Source organism: Pelodictyon phaeoclathratiforme BU-1 (assembly GCF_000020645.1).
Classification (GTDB): Bacteria; Bacteroidota; Chlorobiia; order Chlorobiales; family Chlorobiaceae; genus Chlorobium; species Chlorobium phaeoclathratiforme.
Map to the genome: position 1 here is coordinate 811,965 of NC_011060.1, position 17,232 is coordinate 829,196.

General features: G+C 47.9%; 11 protein-coding genes and 1 tRNA gene. 9 read left to right on the forward strand and 3 right to left on the reverse strand.

What is annotated here, in order from left to right:
- Positions 1-14: 14 nt before the first annotated feature.
- Entirely contained in the window at positions 15-1,271 is a 1,257-nt protein-coding gene (locus PPHA_RS03840) for a nitronate monooxygenase (protein ID WP_012507566.1), read from the reverse strand.
- A 307-nt stretch (positions 1,272-1,578) separates the two neighbouring features.
- On the opposite strand from PPHA_RS03840, the gene gpmA reads away from it, so the two are divergent.
- The 6 genes from gpmA to PPHA_RS03870 all read left to right on the forward strand — a co-directional run bounded on the left by gpmA (position 1,579) and on the right by PPHA_RS03870 (position 10,351).
- Entirely contained in the window at positions 1,579-2,328 is a 750-nt protein-coding gene (gene gpmA / locus PPHA_RS03845) for a 2,3-diphosphoglycerate-dependent phosphoglycerate mutase (RefSeq protein WP_012507567.1), read from the forward strand.
- A gap of 109 nt (positions 2,329-2,437) precedes the next feature.
- Positions 2,438-7,039, forward strand: a complete 4,602-nt coding sequence (gene gltB / locus PPHA_RS03850; protein WP_012507568.1) for a glutamate synthase large subunit — start codon at positions 2,438-2,440, stop codon at positions 7,037-7,039.
- 50 nt (positions 7,040-7,089) lie between these two features.
- A complete protein-coding gene (locus tag PPHA_RS03855) occupies positions 7,090-8,565 on the forward strand; it encodes a glutamate synthase subunit beta (protein ID WP_012507569.1) in 1,476 nt (491 codons plus the stop codon).
- A 23-nt stretch (positions 8,566-8,588) separates the two neighbouring features.
- Positions 8,589-8,858 carry a DUF4404 family protein gene (locus PPHA_RS03860; protein ID WP_012507570.1) on the forward strand — a complete coding sequence of 90 codons (270 nt, stop codon included), beginning with the start codon at positions 8,589-8,591 and terminating at the stop codon, positions 8,856-8,858.
- A 42-nt stretch (positions 8,859-8,900) separates the two neighbouring features.
- Positions 8,901-10,217, forward strand: a complete 1,317-nt coding sequence (gene clpX / locus PPHA_RS03865) for an ATP-dependent Clp protease ATP-binding subunit ClpX (RefSeq protein ID WP_012507571.1) — start codon at positions 8,901-8,903, stop codon at positions 10,215-10,217.
- Positions 10,218-10,277: 60 nt separating this feature from the next.
- A tRNA-Val gene (locus PPHA_RS03870) sits at positions 10,278-10,351 on the forward strand.
- A gap of 345 nt (positions 10,352-10,696) precedes the next feature.
- Here the strand turns inward: PPHA_RS03870 and PPHA_RS03875 are convergent.
- Positions 10,697-11,485, reverse strand: coding sequence for a metallophosphoesterase (locus PPHA_RS03875; protein WP_012507572.1), 789 nt, complete (start codon positions 11,483-11,485; stop codon positions 10,697-10,699).
- Positions 11,486-11,747: 262 nt separating this feature from the next.
- Here PPHA_RS03875 and PPHA_RS03880 point away from each other — a divergent pair, with 262 nt between their 5' ends.
- A complete protein-coding gene (locus tag PPHA_RS03880) occupies positions 11,748-12,359 on the forward strand; it encodes a type IV toxin-antitoxin system AbiEi family antitoxin domain-containing protein (protein WP_012507573.1) in 612 nt (203 codons plus the stop codon).
- Complete coding sequence (locus PPHA_RS03885) at positions 12,356-13,294, forward strand: nucleotidyl transferase AbiEii/AbiGii toxin family protein (protein WP_012507574.1); 939 nt, start codon at positions 12,356-12,358, stop codon at positions 13,292-13,294. Before PPHA_RS03880 ends, PPHA_RS03885 begins: the two co-directional genes overlap by 4 nt.
- Positions 13,295-13,839: 545 nt before the next feature.
- On the opposite strand, the gene PPHA_RS03890 is transcribed toward PPHA_RS03885, so the two are convergent.
- On the reverse strand, positions 13,840-14,319 hold the full coding sequence (locus PPHA_RS03890; protein ID WP_012507575.1) for a hypothetical protein: 480 nt from the start codon (positions 14,317-14,319) through the stop codon (positions 13,840-13,842).
- A 340-nt stretch (positions 14,320-14,659) separates the two neighbouring features.
- Between PPHA_RS03890 and PPHA_RS03895 the strand changes: the two genes are divergently transcribed.
- Entirely contained in the window at positions 14,660-17,047 is a 2,388-nt protein-coding gene (locus PPHA_RS03895; protein ID WP_012507576.1) for a TOTE conflict system archaeo-eukaryotic primase domain-containing protein, read from the forward strand.
- Positions 17,048-17,232: the final 185 nt, after the last annotated feature.

Here is a 17,232-nt window from a genome sequence, read left to right on the forward strand (position 1 = left end):
ATTTTCAGCTCTTGTCAAGTAACCTCTGGTTTCGGCAGCCTGATGGCCTGGTCGGTGCTGAACTGGTAGTCAAGAAAAATATCTTCCGCCGTCGGAAGCTGCCATTTTCCGTTTGCAAGCATATTTGTTGTCTCTTTGAGGCGGTAGGTGGTATGGCCACAGGTCCAGCAGTCATAATTGGCCATGCCGGTACAGAGGCAGGTCTTCTCCTTCACGGCAAGTGGTTGCCCTGCTTCTCTTTCTGCAATGGCCGCGTAATAGGCGTCGATATAGGAACATTTCCCTCCATTTTCAAGCAGGTAGCCAAGCCCCTCGCAATTCGGTCTTATGGCATAACGAAGGGTTGGTGAAGAGGTGAGCATCCGCATGGGATAACCGGTGGTAGAGGCCATGTTCACGACGATATCTTCCTCTTTTGCATTGAGATAGTTTTGTTTGACCTCAGCGGGAAGACCAGCCTCTTTGCTGATGGTAAAGCGGGTTGCAACCTGTACGCCACCAGCTCCAAGTTGAAGATAGTCTGCGGCATCAGTGCCGGTAAATATACCTCCTGCAGGGATCACCGGAATGTTCAGCCCCTCCTTTTTCAGAAAAGCAAGTACTTCAGTAAAGATCGTTTTGAGATCGAAGGTATGCCAGTCGTTTGCTCCAAAGCCAAGGTGACCACCGGCAAGTGGCCCTTCCACAATGATGTACTCGGGGAGACGGTTCAGGCGCACTGCCCGTTTCAGAAAGATGGCAAGAGCCCTGACGGAGGAGATGATAATGCCAATTTTGACATCACGGAACCTTGGATGATCCTGAATAAGGTCAAGTGTCCGGAGGTTGAGACCTGCCGCGAGGGTCAAGCCGTCAATACCGGCATCCATCGCTGCGGTCAGCCGTACCTTCAGTGTTTCGATACCGCTGTTCATGGTCAGCTTTTCCATGCAGTTCAGAAAAATGTCACCACTTCCTGTTTTTTGGGAGATCGTGTACTCAATATATTTTTTTTGGGCTGCGGCGACCTCTTCAAGGTCAAACAGAACCGCTGACTTATCAGGATTGTTACTGAACTGGGCGTACTTTTTTCTTTTCCGACTTACAAAAGTGGTGTTGAATATCCTGTCACAAACGTAGCTGACGATAGCATCAGAAATGTGGCCTATTCCGCCGAGTTTGGCAGCAGCAAGGGCAAGCTCTGTTGTTGAAATGTTAACACCCATGCCCCCAATAATGATGGGTACATACTCTTTTCCGCCTATTTGTAATCTGAAATTGTCTACGTTCATTGTCGTTTTTATCAGTATAAGGGCATTTACAGATCATCATTACTACTGGGGAGAGGGGAGACTGGCAGTATGCCAACAACCGTCCTGCGCCAAAAATTACTTAAGATATCATATTTCAATTTATAAATCTACAGACAATTCTCCGAAAATCCCCACCATTTCAACTATTCATGGCATTCTTAAGTAAACTTTCGGGCACTGAAGTGGATGAAGTTTGAGAAAAGGTGCAGAGAATATTAAATTGCTGGCCAACTAACAGGGAAAGAGGATTTTCCTGAATAAAAAATCCTGAAAAAAGGGAGTAGCTATGATCAAACTGGTCTTGTTGCGGCATGGAGAAAGTCAGTGGAATCGGGAAAATCGTTTTACCGGGTGGTATGATATTGACCTGACTGATCAGGGGAGAGAAGAGGCTGCAAATGCTGGTAAACTCCTTCGGGAGGGGGGCTTTGTGTTTGATGTAGCCTATACATCAGTACTGAAACGTGCTATCCGGACTCTTTGGAGTGTGCTGGATGCAATGGATCTGATGTGGATTCCTGTTTTCAAGAGCTGGAGGCTGAACGAGCGCCATTATGGTGCGCTGCAGGGGCTTAATAAATCGGAAACGTCGCAGAAATATGGCGAGGAACAGGTTCTTGTTTGGCGGAGAAGTTACGATACCCCGCCTCCTGCGCTGGAGAAGAGTGATGAGCGCTACCCTGGATCCGAACCTCGCTACGCCGATCTGGCTGAAGAGGAGATTCCTTTGAGTGAATGTCTCAAAGATACGGTGGATCGCTTTTTGCCGATATGGCATGAAACGATAGCCCCAGAAATCCGCAAAGGCCGCAAGGTGATTATTGCAGCTCATGGTAACTCATTGCGTGCCCTGGTCAAATATCTTGACAATATTTCCGAGGAAGATATTGTTGGTGTAAATATTCCCACCGGAATTCCGTTAGTCTATGAACTTGATGATGATCTTAACGCATTGAGAAGTTATTATCTCGGCGATCAGGAAGCCTTGAAAAAGGCGGTTGATGCTGTGGCCAGCCAGGGGAAAGCAAGCCAATAGTGCCTGGTGACAGGATTGGGGGTATATTGTTAAAAAACATTTATATTCTGCGCTAAGATCTTTCGGTTGCCTTTTTTTTGAAACTGTTTGAAAAGTTGTGCCTGAAAATATGAACGTTACGTTAAATACTGGGCTCTATGATCCTCAGTTCGAGCATGATGCTTGCGGTGTAGGGTTTATTGCCCATATCAAGGGAGTCAAATCCCATGAAATTGTCGAGCAGGGTTTGCAGATCAATGAGAACCTCAAGCATCGCGGTGCATGTGGATGTGAAAAAAATACCGGTGACGGAGCAGGAATTCTTCTTCAGGTTCCCGACAAGTTTCTGCGCAGGGTTTGTGCTGATATAAATATAGATCTTCCCCCCAAGAAGCAGTATGGCGTAGGAATGCTTTTTTTGCCGCCGGATATCTCTCAAAGACGCGCTATTGAAGACATCTGCCGTCAGATGATTCAGGCCGAGGGGCAGAAGTTTCTCGGCTTCAGGAAGGTGACAACCTGTAACGATACTCTTGGCGAAACTGCACGCTCACAGGAACCTATTGTCAAGCAGCTTTTTGTTGGCTGGGGCAAGGATACGCTCTCTGAACTGGAATTTGAAAGAAAGCTCTATATCATCCGGCGCCGTATAACCAAAAGAGTCAAGTATACCGCAGGCCTTCTTGGCAGCAGTTATTTTTACATATCGAGCCTTTCCGGTCGCACGATTGTTTATAAAGGAATGCTCCTTCCCGAACAGGTAGGGGAGTTCTATCCTGAACTGCATGATGCGGATATGGAGAGCGCCATTGCCATGGTTCACTCCCGTTTCAGCACCAATACCTTTCCGAGCTGGGACAGGGCCCATCCCTATCGCTTTCTCAGTCATAACGGTGAGATCAATACGCTGAAGGGCAACGTCAACTGGATGAAGGCGAGGGAGAAAAATATCCAGTCGAAGGTGTTCGGCAATGCGATTGAGAGTATCAAACCGATTATTCTGGAGGATGGCAGTGATTCCGCCATTCTTGATAATACCTTTGAGTTCCTTGTGCTTTCTGGCCGTTCACTTGCTCATGCAGCCATGATGATTATTCCGGAGCCCTGGACAGGTAATGGCGGGCTCTCGGCTGAGAAAAAAGCCTTTTATGAGTATCACAGTTGTCTCATGGAGCCCTGGGACGGTCCTGCATCAGTAACCTTTACCGATGGCGTACAGATTGGAGCCGTTCTTGACCGCAATGGACTTCGTCCGTCACGCTATTATATCACCAAGGATGATCTTGTCATTATGGCATCCGAGGTTGGTGTGCTTGATATTGCTCCGGAGCGGATCCTGAAAAAAGATCGCCTGCAACCGGGACGCATGTTTCTGGTCGATACCGCCCAGGGACGCATCATTTCCGATGAAGAGATCAAAGAGAGCATTGCCAGTGAACAACCCTATCGTGAATGGATTGAGCGGAACATGGTCGATCTGGATGCGTTAACCGATCATCCGCAGTTGAAAAATCCTGATGAGGATAAATATAGCCTTACTGCCCGTCAGAAGGTGTATGGCTATACCCAGGAGGATCTTATGCTGCAGATAAAGATAATGAGTGAAAAAGGTGTGGAGCTGGTTGGCTCGATGGGCAACGATACACCGCTTGCTGCGCTGTCTAACAAGCCGAAACTGCTTTACGACTATTTCAAGCAGCTTTTTGCCCAGGTGACCAATCCCCCGATTGATTCGCTCAGAGAGGAACTGATCACTTCCACAACAGTCATGCTTGGAACGGAAGGAGGGCTGCTTGAACCCTCAGAGGTTAACTGCAGACGCATTCGCCTGCCCCATCCAATTTTGACCAATCAGGCCCTCGAAAAGATTCGTGGTATAGACAAACCCGGCTTCAGGGCGGTCACCTTGCCGATTTTTTATGCGGTAAAAGAGGGTGGAAAGGGTATTGAAGCCGCCATGTACGACCTTTACCGTCAGTCTGAACAGGCGGCAAGCAAGGGTGTCAATATCATTATCATCTCCGACAAGGGAGAGCTTAATAATGATCGTGCACCGATTCCAGCGCTTCTTGCTGTATCCGGTCTGCATAACTTCCTTATCAATGCTGGTATAAGAACACAGGTTGGCCTTGTTCTTGAATCGGCTGAGCCAAGGACGGTACACCACTTTGCCATGCTCATCAGTTATGGAGCTGGTGCCGTCAATCCCTATATGGCGATTGAGACCGTTCGTTCGCTGGCTGCGTCGGGCCATATCAAGCTGGATGAGAAGGTTGCCATAAAGAACTATATAAAGGCTGCCGTCAAGGGTGTGGTGAAGACCATGGCCAAGATGGGAATTTCAACAATCCAGAGCTACCGTGGAGCCCAGATTTTTGAGGCAGTTGGCCTCAATACCCAGCTTGTTGATGCCTACTTCACCCGCACGCCAACCCGTATAGAAGGTATCGGTCTTGATATTGTTGCTGAAGAGGTTCGTCGGCGTCATGAAGCGGTTTTTCCGCCCACAGGCAACAAAGTTGACCGCGGGCTTGAAGCTGGCGGTGAACGCAAATGGCGGCATAGTGGCGAATACCATCTGTTCAGCCCTGAGGCGATCCATTTTCTGCAATACTCCTGCAGAACAGCAGATTATGAGCTGTTTAAAAAATACGAGAACCTTATCGATGACCAGAGTCAGCATCTCTGTACCATACGAGGCCTGATGGATATCAGGTTCAGCGATCAGGCCGTGCCGATTGATGAGGTTGAGCCGGTTGAGGCCATTCTGAAAAGATTCAAAACAGGAGCCATGTCTTATGGTTCCATAAGCCAGGAGGCTCATGAAACCCTTGCCATTGCCATGAACAGGCTTGGGGGAAGGAGCAATACCGGTGAAGGGGGAGAAGACCCGGCGCGTTTTAAAAAAGATGCCAATGGCGATTCGAGAATGTCGGCCATCAAGCAGGTCGCTTCCGGAAGGTTTGGCGTTACCAGCGAATATCTTGCCAGTGCCAATGAGATCCAGATCAAGATGGCTCAGGGTGCCAAGCCTGGTGAAGGCGGACAGCTTCCAGGCTCCAAAGTCTATCCCTGGGTAGCCAAGGTGCGTCATTCAACACCGGGCGTCGGTCTGATTTCTCCTCCGCCCCACCATGATATCTATTCTATTGAGGATCTGGCGCAGCTTATTCATGATTTGAAAAATGCCAATCCGGTTGCCCGTATCAACGTCAAGCTGGTCTCCACCGTTGGTGTCGGCACTATCGCCGCCGGTGTGGCCAAGGCCCATGCGGATGTTGTGCTCATCAGTGGCCATGATGGCGGAACCGGTGCATCGCCAGTTTCAAGCATTATGCATGCAGGTATGCCGTGGGAGCTTGGTCTTGCTGAGGCCCACCAGACCCTTGTGCTCAATAATCTGCGTAGCAGAATTGTTGTTGAAGCGGACGGTCAGTTGAAAACCGCACGTGATATTATTATTGCAGCAATGCTGGGCGCTGAAGAGTTCGGTTTTGCCACTACCACGCTTGTGGTGATGGGATGCATCATGATGCGTTGTTGCCAGGATGATTCCTGCCCGGTTGGTGTAGCTACCCAGAATCCGGAACTGCGCAAACATTTCAAGGGTAAACCGGAGCATGTTGAAAACTTCATGCGCTACCTTGCTGAAGGTGTGCGCGAATATATGGCACGTCTTGGTGTGCGTACCCTGAACGAACTCGTCGGACGCACTGAGTTACTGAGTATGAAGAAATCTGTCGATCACTGGAAGGCACAGGGTATTGATCTTTCCAAGATTCTCTATCAGGCCGAAGTGGGTGAGGATGGAGTGCGCTACTGCACCATCAAACAGGAGCATGGTCTCAATGATAGTCTTGATCGCACGACCCTGCTCTCTATCTGTGAGCCAGCCATAAAAAGAAAAGAGCGGGTTGTCTCCACGCTTCCGATTCGAAATACGAACAGGGTTGTCGGCACCATTGTCGGGTATGAAGTGACGAAAGCATATGGCTCTGCCGGATTGCCGGACGATACGATTCACCTGAAATTTGTTGGTTCAGCCGGTCAGAGCTTTGGTGCCTTTATTCCCAATGGCATCACTCTTGAGCTTGAAGGCGATGCTAACGATTATGTGGGCAAGGGACTCTCCGGTGGCCGGATTATTGTCTATCAGTCACAAGGTTCCTCTTTCCTGCCGGAAGAGAATATTATCATCGGCAACGTCGGATTCTATGGAGCAACCTCAGGCGAGGCCTTTATCAGGGGAATGGCCGGAGAGCGCTTCTGTGTTCGCAACAGTGGTTTGAATGCTGTGGTTGAGGCGATTGGAGATCATGGCTGTGAATACATGACCGGTGGAACTGTGGTCATTCTTGGCAAAACAGGCAGGAACTTTGCGGCAGGTATGTCGGGCGGTATTGCCTATGTCTACGATGTTGATGGTACATTTGCCGGCAACTGTAACCGTGAGATGGTCGATCTCTCTGCCATTGATGATCCAATGGAGCTTGCATCACTTCAGTCGATGATTGAAAGGCATGTCGACTATACCGGCAGCCATCTTGGTCAGACCATTCTTGATGACCGGGATGCTCTTCGCAAGCGTTTCGTCAAAGTGATGCCACAAGATTACCGCCGTGCTCTTGAAGCCATGAAAGTAGTTGAGGCTGCAGGGCTCAGTGGCGATGAAGCGGTTATGGCTGCATTTCATAAAAATATTCATGATCCGGCACGAGTTTCAGGGAATTAATACCCGAGAAGGGTGGTGCAACCCGGTTGGAAAAAGATTAAATCATTGATATGGGTAAAGTTAAAGGTTTCATGGAGTATCAGAGAGCATTGCCCTTGGACAGAGCGCCTCTGGAGAGAATACACGACTGGCAAGAGTTTCACAAAGAGATGGAGGCCGGGGAACTGCAGGAGCAGGGCGCCCGTTGTATGGATTGCGGTACACCATACTGTCATACCGGATTTATGCTGAGCGGTATGACGAGCGGTTGTCCCATTCACAATCTTGTTCCTGAGTGGAATGACTATGTTTATAAAGGGTTCTGGCACGAGGCCTACGATCGGTTGATGAAAACCAACAACTTTCCTGAATTTACAGGCAGGGTCTGTCCGGCTCCGTGTGAAGGTTCCTGCGTGCTTGGTCTCATTGAACTGCCGGTTACCATCAAGAATATTGAATGCTCTATTATTGAGCATGCCTTTACTGAAGGGTGGGTAGTCCCAAAACAGATTGCCAACAGAACCGGAAAAAGGGTGCTCATTGTCGGTTCAGGTCCATCGGGACTTGCCTGTGCTGATCAGCTCAACAAGGCTGGACACAGCGTTACCGTCTTCGAGCGAGATGATCGTTTTGGCGGTCTCATGATGTATGGTATTCCGAACATGAAGCTCGACAAACGGCTTGTTGTAGAGCGTCGTATTGAGCTGATGAAGAGTGAGGGAATTACCTTCGTGGAGCGCACAGAGGTTGGTGTTGACTATCCGGCAGACAAGCTCCTTGAAGAGTTTGATGCTGTTGTGCTCTGTACGGGTGCTACAAAGCCCCGCAACCTTGCTGCAGAGGGACGTGAATTTTCAGGTATCCATTATGCCATGGATTTCCTGCGTTCAAGTACCAAAGCCTTGCTTGACGACACTACACCAGCTCTTTCAGCCGCAGGCAAAAATGTTGTTGTTATTGGTGGAGGCGATACCGGTACCGATTGCGTTGCCACATCATTGCGTCAGGGGTGTATAAGTGTTTTGCAGCTTGAAATCATGCCGAAACCGCCTCTTGATCGTCAGCCAGAAAATCCCTGGCCCGAATGGCCTAAAACCTTCAAGGTTGATTATGGGCAGGAAGAGGCAGCGTTTCTGCAGGGAGAAGATCCGCGACAATACTCCATCATGACCAAGAAGTTTCTTGCTGATGAAACAGGTGCTGTGCAGGCAGTTGAGGTATCCAGAGTGGAATGGGTTACAGAGGATGGCCGTTTTGTGCCACAGCCCGTTGCAGGTACGGAACAGATCATACCGGCAGAGTTTGTTTTGCTGGCGATGGGCTTTGTTGGGCCAGAGGAGCATCTTCTGCAGCAACTGCAGGTTGTTCAGGATGAACGTTCAAATATCAAGGCGACAGAGAAAAACTATCGTACCAACCGCGACGGAATTTTTGCTGCTGGCGATGCCCGCAGGGGACAGAGTCTTGTGGTTTGGGCCATTCATGAGGGCCGCTCTGCTGCACGTGAGTGTGACCGGTTTCTGATGGGCTACACAAATCTGCCGTAAAATTTATTTAATGAGGGAGGATTATGGAACAGCAAAAACTCAGGGAGCTTCTCGATACGCTTCATCAGGAGCTTGAACAGGTAGACTCCATTGATGATACAACGGAAGCTGTGCTGTCGAACCTCCGATCGGATATGCAGCGACTTCTCAACGAAAAAGCTGGTGCCATCCATGAGGATGCATCACTTATGGAACGTATGAACGGGGCACTTGACCATTTTGAGGAAGGACACCCTAAACTGAGTCTGACCTTGCAGCTTCTGCTGGAAAGTCTTGCCAAAATGGGATTTTAGATTGTTTAAGCTTATTAATTTGACAGAAAGCGTAATTGTTTCATGACGAGAGAAAGAGAACCGGGAAAAAGTAGAACAAAAAGCGGTAGCGGTACCACCGATCAGGTCTTCTGCTCGTTTTGTGGCAGAAGTGCCCAGGAGGTCAATAGTATGATTGCTGGCCCGAAAGCATTTATATGTGATCGTTGTATCAAGACATCGTTTGATATCCTGCGCAAAGAGGTAAACGCAGTTCCGCCCGTTGCAAAGGTGCCGGAGCAGCCCTTTCAGCCTCGTCTTGTCAGCCCGAAAGCAATCATGGATTCGCTTGGTCAGTACGTGGTTGGTCAGGATGCAGCCAAAAAGTCGCTTGCCGTAGCGGTCTACAACCACTACAAGAGGATTGACTCACAGGAGCAGCAGCAGGCAGACGATGAAGTTGTTATTGAAAAGAGCAATATTCTGCTCATCGGCCCTACCGGAACAGGAAAGACCCTTCTTGCCCAGACCCTTGCCAACCTGCTTGAAGTGCCCTTCTCCATCGTTGACGCCACCTCACTGACCGAAGCAGGTTATGTTGGCGACGACGTTGAAACCATTCTTGCCCGTCTGCTCCATGCAGCGGATTTTAATCTCGAACGCACCGAACGAGGCATCATCTATGTTGACGAGATCGATAAAATTGCCCGCAAATCGGCCAACGTCTCTATCACCCGTGACGTATCAGGCGAAGGAGTGCAGCAGGCATTGCTGAAAATACTTGAAGGCGCTGTTGTCGGTGTGCCCCCAAAAGGAGGACGCAAGCATCCTGAACAGCAACTGATCAACATCAACACCAAGAACATTCTCTTCATCTGTGGTGGAGCGTTTGAAGGACTCGACAAGCTCATCGCCAAAAGGGTCTCAAAATCATCCATGGGCTTTGGCGCAAAGGTCAAAACCACGCAGATCGGCTACGATCCGGAAATCCTCAAGCTGGTCATGCAGGACGACCTGCACGAGTATGGGCTTATCCCCGAATTCATCGGCCGTCTTCCCGTGATTTCAACCCTTGAGATGCTCGATGAGAAGGCTTTGCGCAACATTCTGGTTGAGCCGAAAAATGCCATCACCAAGCAGTACAAGAAACTCTTTGAAATGGATGGCGTTGAACTTGAGTTTACCGAAGAGGCGCTCGACAAGGTCGTCAAAATCGCCATCGAGCGGGGAACAGGGGCGCGTGCCCTGCGTTCAGTACTCGAAAACGTCATGATCGACATCATGTTTGAGATTCCCTCGATGAAAAACACCCATAAATGTGTCATCACAGCCGACACCATCGAGAACAAAGCAGCCCCGGAATATTTCTCCGGTGACCGCAAAAAGAAAAAAATTGCATAACAGGGCATCTTAGACTTTGTTATTCATGAATGAAAGGCTATATTAACAGCCTTTCAGAGAGGACGATTAGCTCAGTTGGTTAGAGCGCTACATTGACACTGTAGAGGTCAGAAGTTCGAATCTTCTATCGTCCACATCCCACATAAAAGCCTGCAAATTAATAACTTGCAGGCTTTCTTCCTCCCGCTCTTACGCCACTGAAATACTCCGATTTTATCTGATTTAACGCCGTTTACCAATGGTTTTGTTACGCCATTGTTATGCGAGTTTTTTTACTTCTCCTGAAAAAACCTGATAACTTATTGCATAATTGAGTATTGCGCTTGTATGCGTAATGCCTGCGCTACCCCTACACTCTTTTGTTCAGGTTTCTGGCATTTTTCGGTGCCAAATGGCCCGAACGTTTTTGGCTTCTTTAGCCCGAGGGTGGCTAATCTTATAAAAGGTGGCGATAGCTGCTACATTCTCCAAATGCTAAATCACTGAACGTTCAGCGTTTTGAGCGGATCGAAACCGTTGCCGTATTCGTGAGGATATCCTTTGGGGTTGCAGATCACTCTGGTCTCGCCGATTGAATACTCCATGGCGGTATGGCAGTGACCACAGATCCAGTAGGCTATTTTATGGGAGAGCACTTCTTTTTCAAGGTCTGACACATATGCCGCGTTCAGGGGGTCGTTTCGGTAACCAGGGGCGATTCCTTGCATTGAGGGGTGATGATGGGTGACCACAATCACGGTGTATCCGAGTCCCGTATAGTGATCGACATCTTCAAAAAGCCTTTTTTTCTGCTTGTGATGAAGAGCGAGAAGGTACTCCGGCCGTAACCGGTGATAATCGGCTCCGACTTTTATCAGCAGATAGTCATTGAGGCCCTGACTGACATCAAACATGGCGATTGGATTGCCGCCAAAAAAGTCTGTCCAGAGAGTGGTCCCGATGATGGCGATTTTCTCTTCCGCCAGAATGAGCGTACCGGTATGTACGTTGTGAAATCCATGCTCGGCGAAGGCGTTCGGCCAGGAGTGCTTCTCGATGTTGCCGTGATACCATTCGTGATTGCCCTCAATGACGAAAACATCTCTGAACTGCTTTGAGCATTGCGAAAGAAAACCGAACCATGTCTGTTTTCTGCTCAACAGCCCGATATCTCCAGCAAGGATGAGCACGGATTCATTGTCTTCGGCAAGTTCCGGAACCTGCCAGTCCTCGCTGCTCTCTTCTCGACAGAACTCGTTATGAATGTCGGAAATGACTCTGAAAAGCATCAGTGCTTAAAGTTGAGGTTCATGATACTGTGAGGGGAGACCTTGGCTCCACTTGTAACGATACGGTTTTGCAATAACAATAAAATGTTGTTCAGCCAGTTCAGGCAATTTGCAGTGAACAGCTCAAACGTCGCTGAAAGCTTGAGAAAGGAGTGGTAAAAATTTCCCTCAGCCTTTTTTGATACTTCTCTGGTCTATTGTTGGTTAGGATAAATATACCTATACTTATGCATAATGTATGGTATTTCTATCCTTATGAAAAATGTCACAACAAAGTAGAGTTGCAGATAAGGCCAAAGCTCTTATTCTTGCCCAGGGAGGCCTCATCCGTACCCGGGAAGCGATCAGTCTTGGTATTCATCCCCGGACGCTTTACACTCTTCGTGACAGTGGTGAGCTTGAAGAGCTTTCTCGAGGGATTTACCAACTCAAAGGGTGGAAGCAGCTCGAATATCCTGATCTTGTCACCGTTGCACTGAGGGTTCCGAATGGTATACTTTGCCTGGTTTCGGCACTCTCCTTTCACGAAATGACCACCCAGGTTCCACACAGCGTATCTCTTGCGCTTGAAAAAGGTGCCGAACAACCAAGAATCGAGTATCCTCCGGTTACGGTTTTCCGGTTTTCACCCTCTTGTTTCAAGGTCGGTATTGAAACGCATCAGCTCGATGGTGTCCCGGTGAAGATCTACAGTCCGGAAAAGACGCTTGTAGACTGCTTCAAATTTCGTAACAGGATCGGGATGGATATCGTGCTCGAAGCGCTCAAACTGTATCGGCAGAGAGTGCAAAAGAATCTGCATGCGCTCATGCAGTATGCAGAGGTGTGCCGTGTTGCTTCAGTCATGAAACCATATTTGGAGGCAACGCTGTGAGTACAAAAGCGATCAAAAATATCGGAGCCTCGGTCAGGCAAAGGCTGTTGAACAAGGCGCGACAGGAAAACAGGCCTTTTCAGGAGCTGTTGCAATACTATGCCATGGAGCGCTTTCTCTATCGTCTGTCGATTTCCTCATTCGCAGATCGTTTCATTCTCAAGGGGGCATTGTTGCTCAGGGTCTGGCATGCTCCCTTGGCAAGACCGACAATGGATATCGATATGCTCGGCAGAACAGGAAACGCCCCTGAGAGTATCACGACCATTATCCGTCAGGTTTTAGCCGTTGAAAAACAAGGAGACGGGATCGTTTTCGATCCGGAATCAATCACCGTTGAGCCGATAACGGAAGATGCGGACTATGAAGGATTGCGCATACGATTTCGCGGTGATCTCGATGCCGCCCGACTGACTATCCAGCTTGATATTGGATTTGGAGACAAGGTCTACCCTGATCCAGTACAGGAATCGTTACCATCATTGCTGAATTTCCCTCAGGCTGAGATGTACTGTTACAGCAGAGAAAGCATGATTGCCGAAAAGTTTGAGGTTATGGCCAAGCTTGGGATTCTCAACAGCAGGATGAAAGACTTCTATGATATCTGGATGCTCTCACGCCAGTATGATTTCGAAGGTGCCAGTCTCGCAGAAGCCATCAGGCAGACGTTTGCGCAACGGGGAACAACGCTCGTCCAGATGAAAAAAATCTTTTTCGGAGAGTTCATTGAGGAGAAGCAGGTGCAATGGAATGCCTTCAGAAAACGTATTGGTCTTGAATACCTGCCAGCTTCGTTTGCTGATGTGGTGCAGCAGGTGCAGGTATTTCTATCTCCAGCTGTGGAAGCGCTCAGGGCAAAGCGATTTTTTCAGGACAATTGGATTGCTCCGAATTCATGGCGGAGTAATCATGAAAAACCAGAGGTGAGAGCTTAATCGTTACTTTTATTTATTGATCGATAGTGATAAAATTTTTGTTACGCGTATGTTACGCGAGAATTTTTAAAGTCTTATAACTCTTTTTATATAAGAGATATATGGCCTCAGTACAATATTTACACTGTAGAGGTCAGAAGTTCGAATCTTCTATCGTCCACACCCATAAAAGCCTGTAAGCAAATAACTTACAGGCTTTTTCTTTTTGCTCTAAATGCAGTAAAGATACATCGAATCTGTCGAAATTAACCCCGTTTATGCCGGTTTTGCGACGTATATGCGACGCGAGAATTAGCAGTTGTTTTGAAATACGCTGCTAATGCATTGTTAAAAAAAATCTTATGCGGCAATGATTACGAGAAGCGCTACCTTGACAGGAAATATGTTAAGGTTTGCTGTTTTTGTTACACCATTGTTAGACGGAATTCTTTTTTCAAGCTGAAGGAAAGAAAGCCAGGTGAGATAGGTACTGAAGTTTTTTTTGCAGAAACCGTAAATTTATCGAGTCTGTCAGATGAGTCTGGACAGAATGTATTTTGCGGTATTCAGCTGTTTTTGTGTTTCAAACAGTGCAATCCTCTTTTTTTAGCTCTCCAATACACACAATCCGGTGTATAGGAAGCGCATATTTCCTGATATCTGCCGGAAACCATTGAGATGATAAGAGGATGGCTGGAGTGCTGTTTCAGGGTTTGTTCTGCATCTTCGATTGACGCAAGCATAGCTTGTTCTGAACAAATCATCGCTTCAGCGAGTTCATCGAGAAAAACCGATTCTGTCGATACTGACCCGGGATGGAGAACTCGGCAGACACGCTCACCCAGAGCGATTGTTGAAGCTTTTCGGATATAGTCGGAGGCTTCAGGAAAAGAGAGAATCCTGGGTTCAAACGCCTGAATTTTTTCCTGTATCCGGAGAGCCTGCTCGTTATTGGAGAGTGATCCCTCTGTGCTGTCAAAAACATGCAATGCCTTTCTGATGTTTTCAAGTACACGCCCTGTACTATAATCGTCTGTTGTGCCCATTTTATTGACTGATGAAATTTAAAGTCATGGTAACAATCATGAGCATCTCTTTCGGGTTATGTTCTGTATTCATCAGAGTCATGGCAACCAGCGCGGTGTCTGCTATTTTTTTTGCTTAGGCATTGCCCTGTCATTTTATAATTTAAAAGTACTCATTCCCAGGAACATTGGTAAGTCGATAGACAGGAGGATGAAAATAGTCTGTGCAATCTGTCCAATGAACCAATTGTGTATAGTAGTGAATTATGTTGCTTTATTCGATTGATTCATGAAAGGTCGTGAAAGGTATTTGGTTACCTTTTATCGTTTCCGTTCCTGAGGGATTAGAAAATCAAAAGGTATGGATGAGGAGAGCCGGTATAACCATGTTTCCGGGCAATTGCCTGATGCATTAAGGCAACTACAGGAAGAAAATGTCAGGTTGAAAGCTCTGCTTGATGCAAATGGCATACCGTGGGAAGAGTCAGTTCCATCAGAAGAAAATTCATCTGAAATCCCATTGACATCGACAGTGCAGCGGTCAACTATGGAAAAAGTTGCACTGTTCGGCCAACTATTCCGTGGCCGCAGGGATGTGTATCCAATTCGTTGGGAATCTGCCAAAGGAATGTCGGGTTATTCTCCTGCGTGCAGCAACGAGTGGCGGAAAGGTATCTGCAATAAACCCCGGATCAAATGTGGTGATTGCAAGCAGCGCTCGCTGTTACCGGTTACAGAAAATGTTCTTTACCGCCATCTTACCGGCAAGCATACCATCGGCGTATATCCAATGCTGCCGGATGAAACCTGTTATTTTATTGCGACTGACTTTGATGATGAGGGATGGCATGAGGATGCATCAGCCTTCATGCAATCGTGCAGGGAGTTTAATATTCCTGCTACTTTGGAGATTTCGCGTTCAGGTAACGGTGCGCATGTATGGATTTTTTTTGCTGAACCTGTTCCGGCGTCAAATGCACGGCAGCTTGGTGCTGCACTTATAAGCCAGACATGTGACCGTACCCGTCAACTTGCCATAAAAAGCTACGATCGGTTTTTTCCTAATCAGGACACCCTCCCAAAAGGTGGTTTCGGCAACCTGATTGCGCTCCCGTTGCAGCAAAAGCCACGATCGAAGGGGTTCAGTGTATTTGTTGATGAAAACTTTGTCATCTATCCTGACCAGTGGGAATATCTCTCATCCATTCAAAGACTATCACGTCTCGAACTGGATTCAGCCATACAGCGATCAGTTGGCGTTCGCCATCCGCTTGATATCGCTTTTATTACAGAAGAGGAGGAACAAAAGCCATGGCAACGCTCATTGCAGAGTTTCAGTCGGATCCCCGGCCCCATGCCTGAATCACTGACTCTTGTGTTCGCTAATCAGATCTTCATTGCCAAAGCCGATCTGCCCCAGCCATTGGCCAACCGTCTCATTCGCCTGGCTGCTTTTCAAAATCCCGAGTTTTACAAGGCTCAGGCAATGCGTCTGCCCGTATGGGACAAATCCCGAATCGTCTGTTGTGCCGAAAACTTTCCGCTTCATATCAGTTTGCCGAGGGGATGCTTTGACGCAGTCACCGAACTGCTGCGACAGCACAATATCCGTATGGACATTCAGGATGAGCGCATATCAGGCACCGAAATATCAGTAACGTTTACCGGTCAGTTAAGAAAAGACCAGCAAACGGCAATCACTGCGATGCTCAAGCACCAAACAGGGATCCTCTCCGCACCCACAGCATTCGGCAAGACCGTCATGGCTGCCGCAATAATTGCCCGGCGCAAAGTGAGCACCCTCATTCTTGTTCATCGAGCTGAACTTCTTCAGCAATGGAGGGAGCGGTTATCCACCTTTCTCGACCTGTCCGGTGCCTCTCCTGGTTTTATTGGAAGCGGCAAAAAGAAACTATCAGGCTTGATTGATATCGCTGTCATGCAATCTCTTTCACGGCGTGATGATCTTGTCGTGTTGCTCGACAGCTATGGCCATATCATTGTTGACGAGTGTCATCATCTTTCAGCCTTTACTTTTGAGGCAATTCTCAAGCAGTCTAAAGCGGCATATGTTCTGGGACTTACAGCAACACCTATTCGTCGAGACGGTCATCAGCCCATAATCTTTATGCAATGCGGCCCGGTAAGGCATCGCGCGCTTCAAGCAGAAAATGCTCCAGTTCGCTTAGAGGTTCGGCCGCTAAACCTATTCTCGCCAGTAATTCCCCAAGGATCTGGTATTCAGGATGTTTTCCGTATCCTCACCCATGACTCCTCCCGCAACCAATGCATTGCAAAGGATATTCTGGCTGCATATCACGAAGGTCGAAAGATCCTTGTGTTGACGGAACGCACAGAACAACTGGAACTGATACGCGAAGTACTTGCTGATCAAATTCCGCATAGCTTTTTGCTGCATGGCCGGTTGACAAAAAAGCAGCGCGCAACTACGCTTGCAGGTCTTGCAGAACTTGATGATTCGGTTCCACGGGTAATTCTGGCAACCGGGCGCCTGATTGGTGAAGGTTTTGATCATCCCCCTCTTGATACCATGGTGCTTGCCATGCCTGTTTCATGGCATGGAACATTACAGCAGTACGCAGGTCGTCTGCACCGTGAACATGTCAATAAGGGTGATGTTCGTATCTACGATTATGTCGAACATGACAATCCGCAGCTTGCACGAATGTGGGAAAAACGCCAGCGTGGTTATCGAGCAATGGGGTATCGTATCAGTATGCGGGAGTGATATTCTGATTGAAGTAATATTGCATCTCCCTTTCCGGGCTTGAATTTTAATTGATGGGTAATTGATTCAAAGAGGCATTGATGACTAATCCAGCCATGACTGGCCCAGTTGTCCCACAACGGCATATTACGTGAGTACAGTTAAACTTTCGTAAAGGTTGGATTAACAGACGAACAAAACATAGT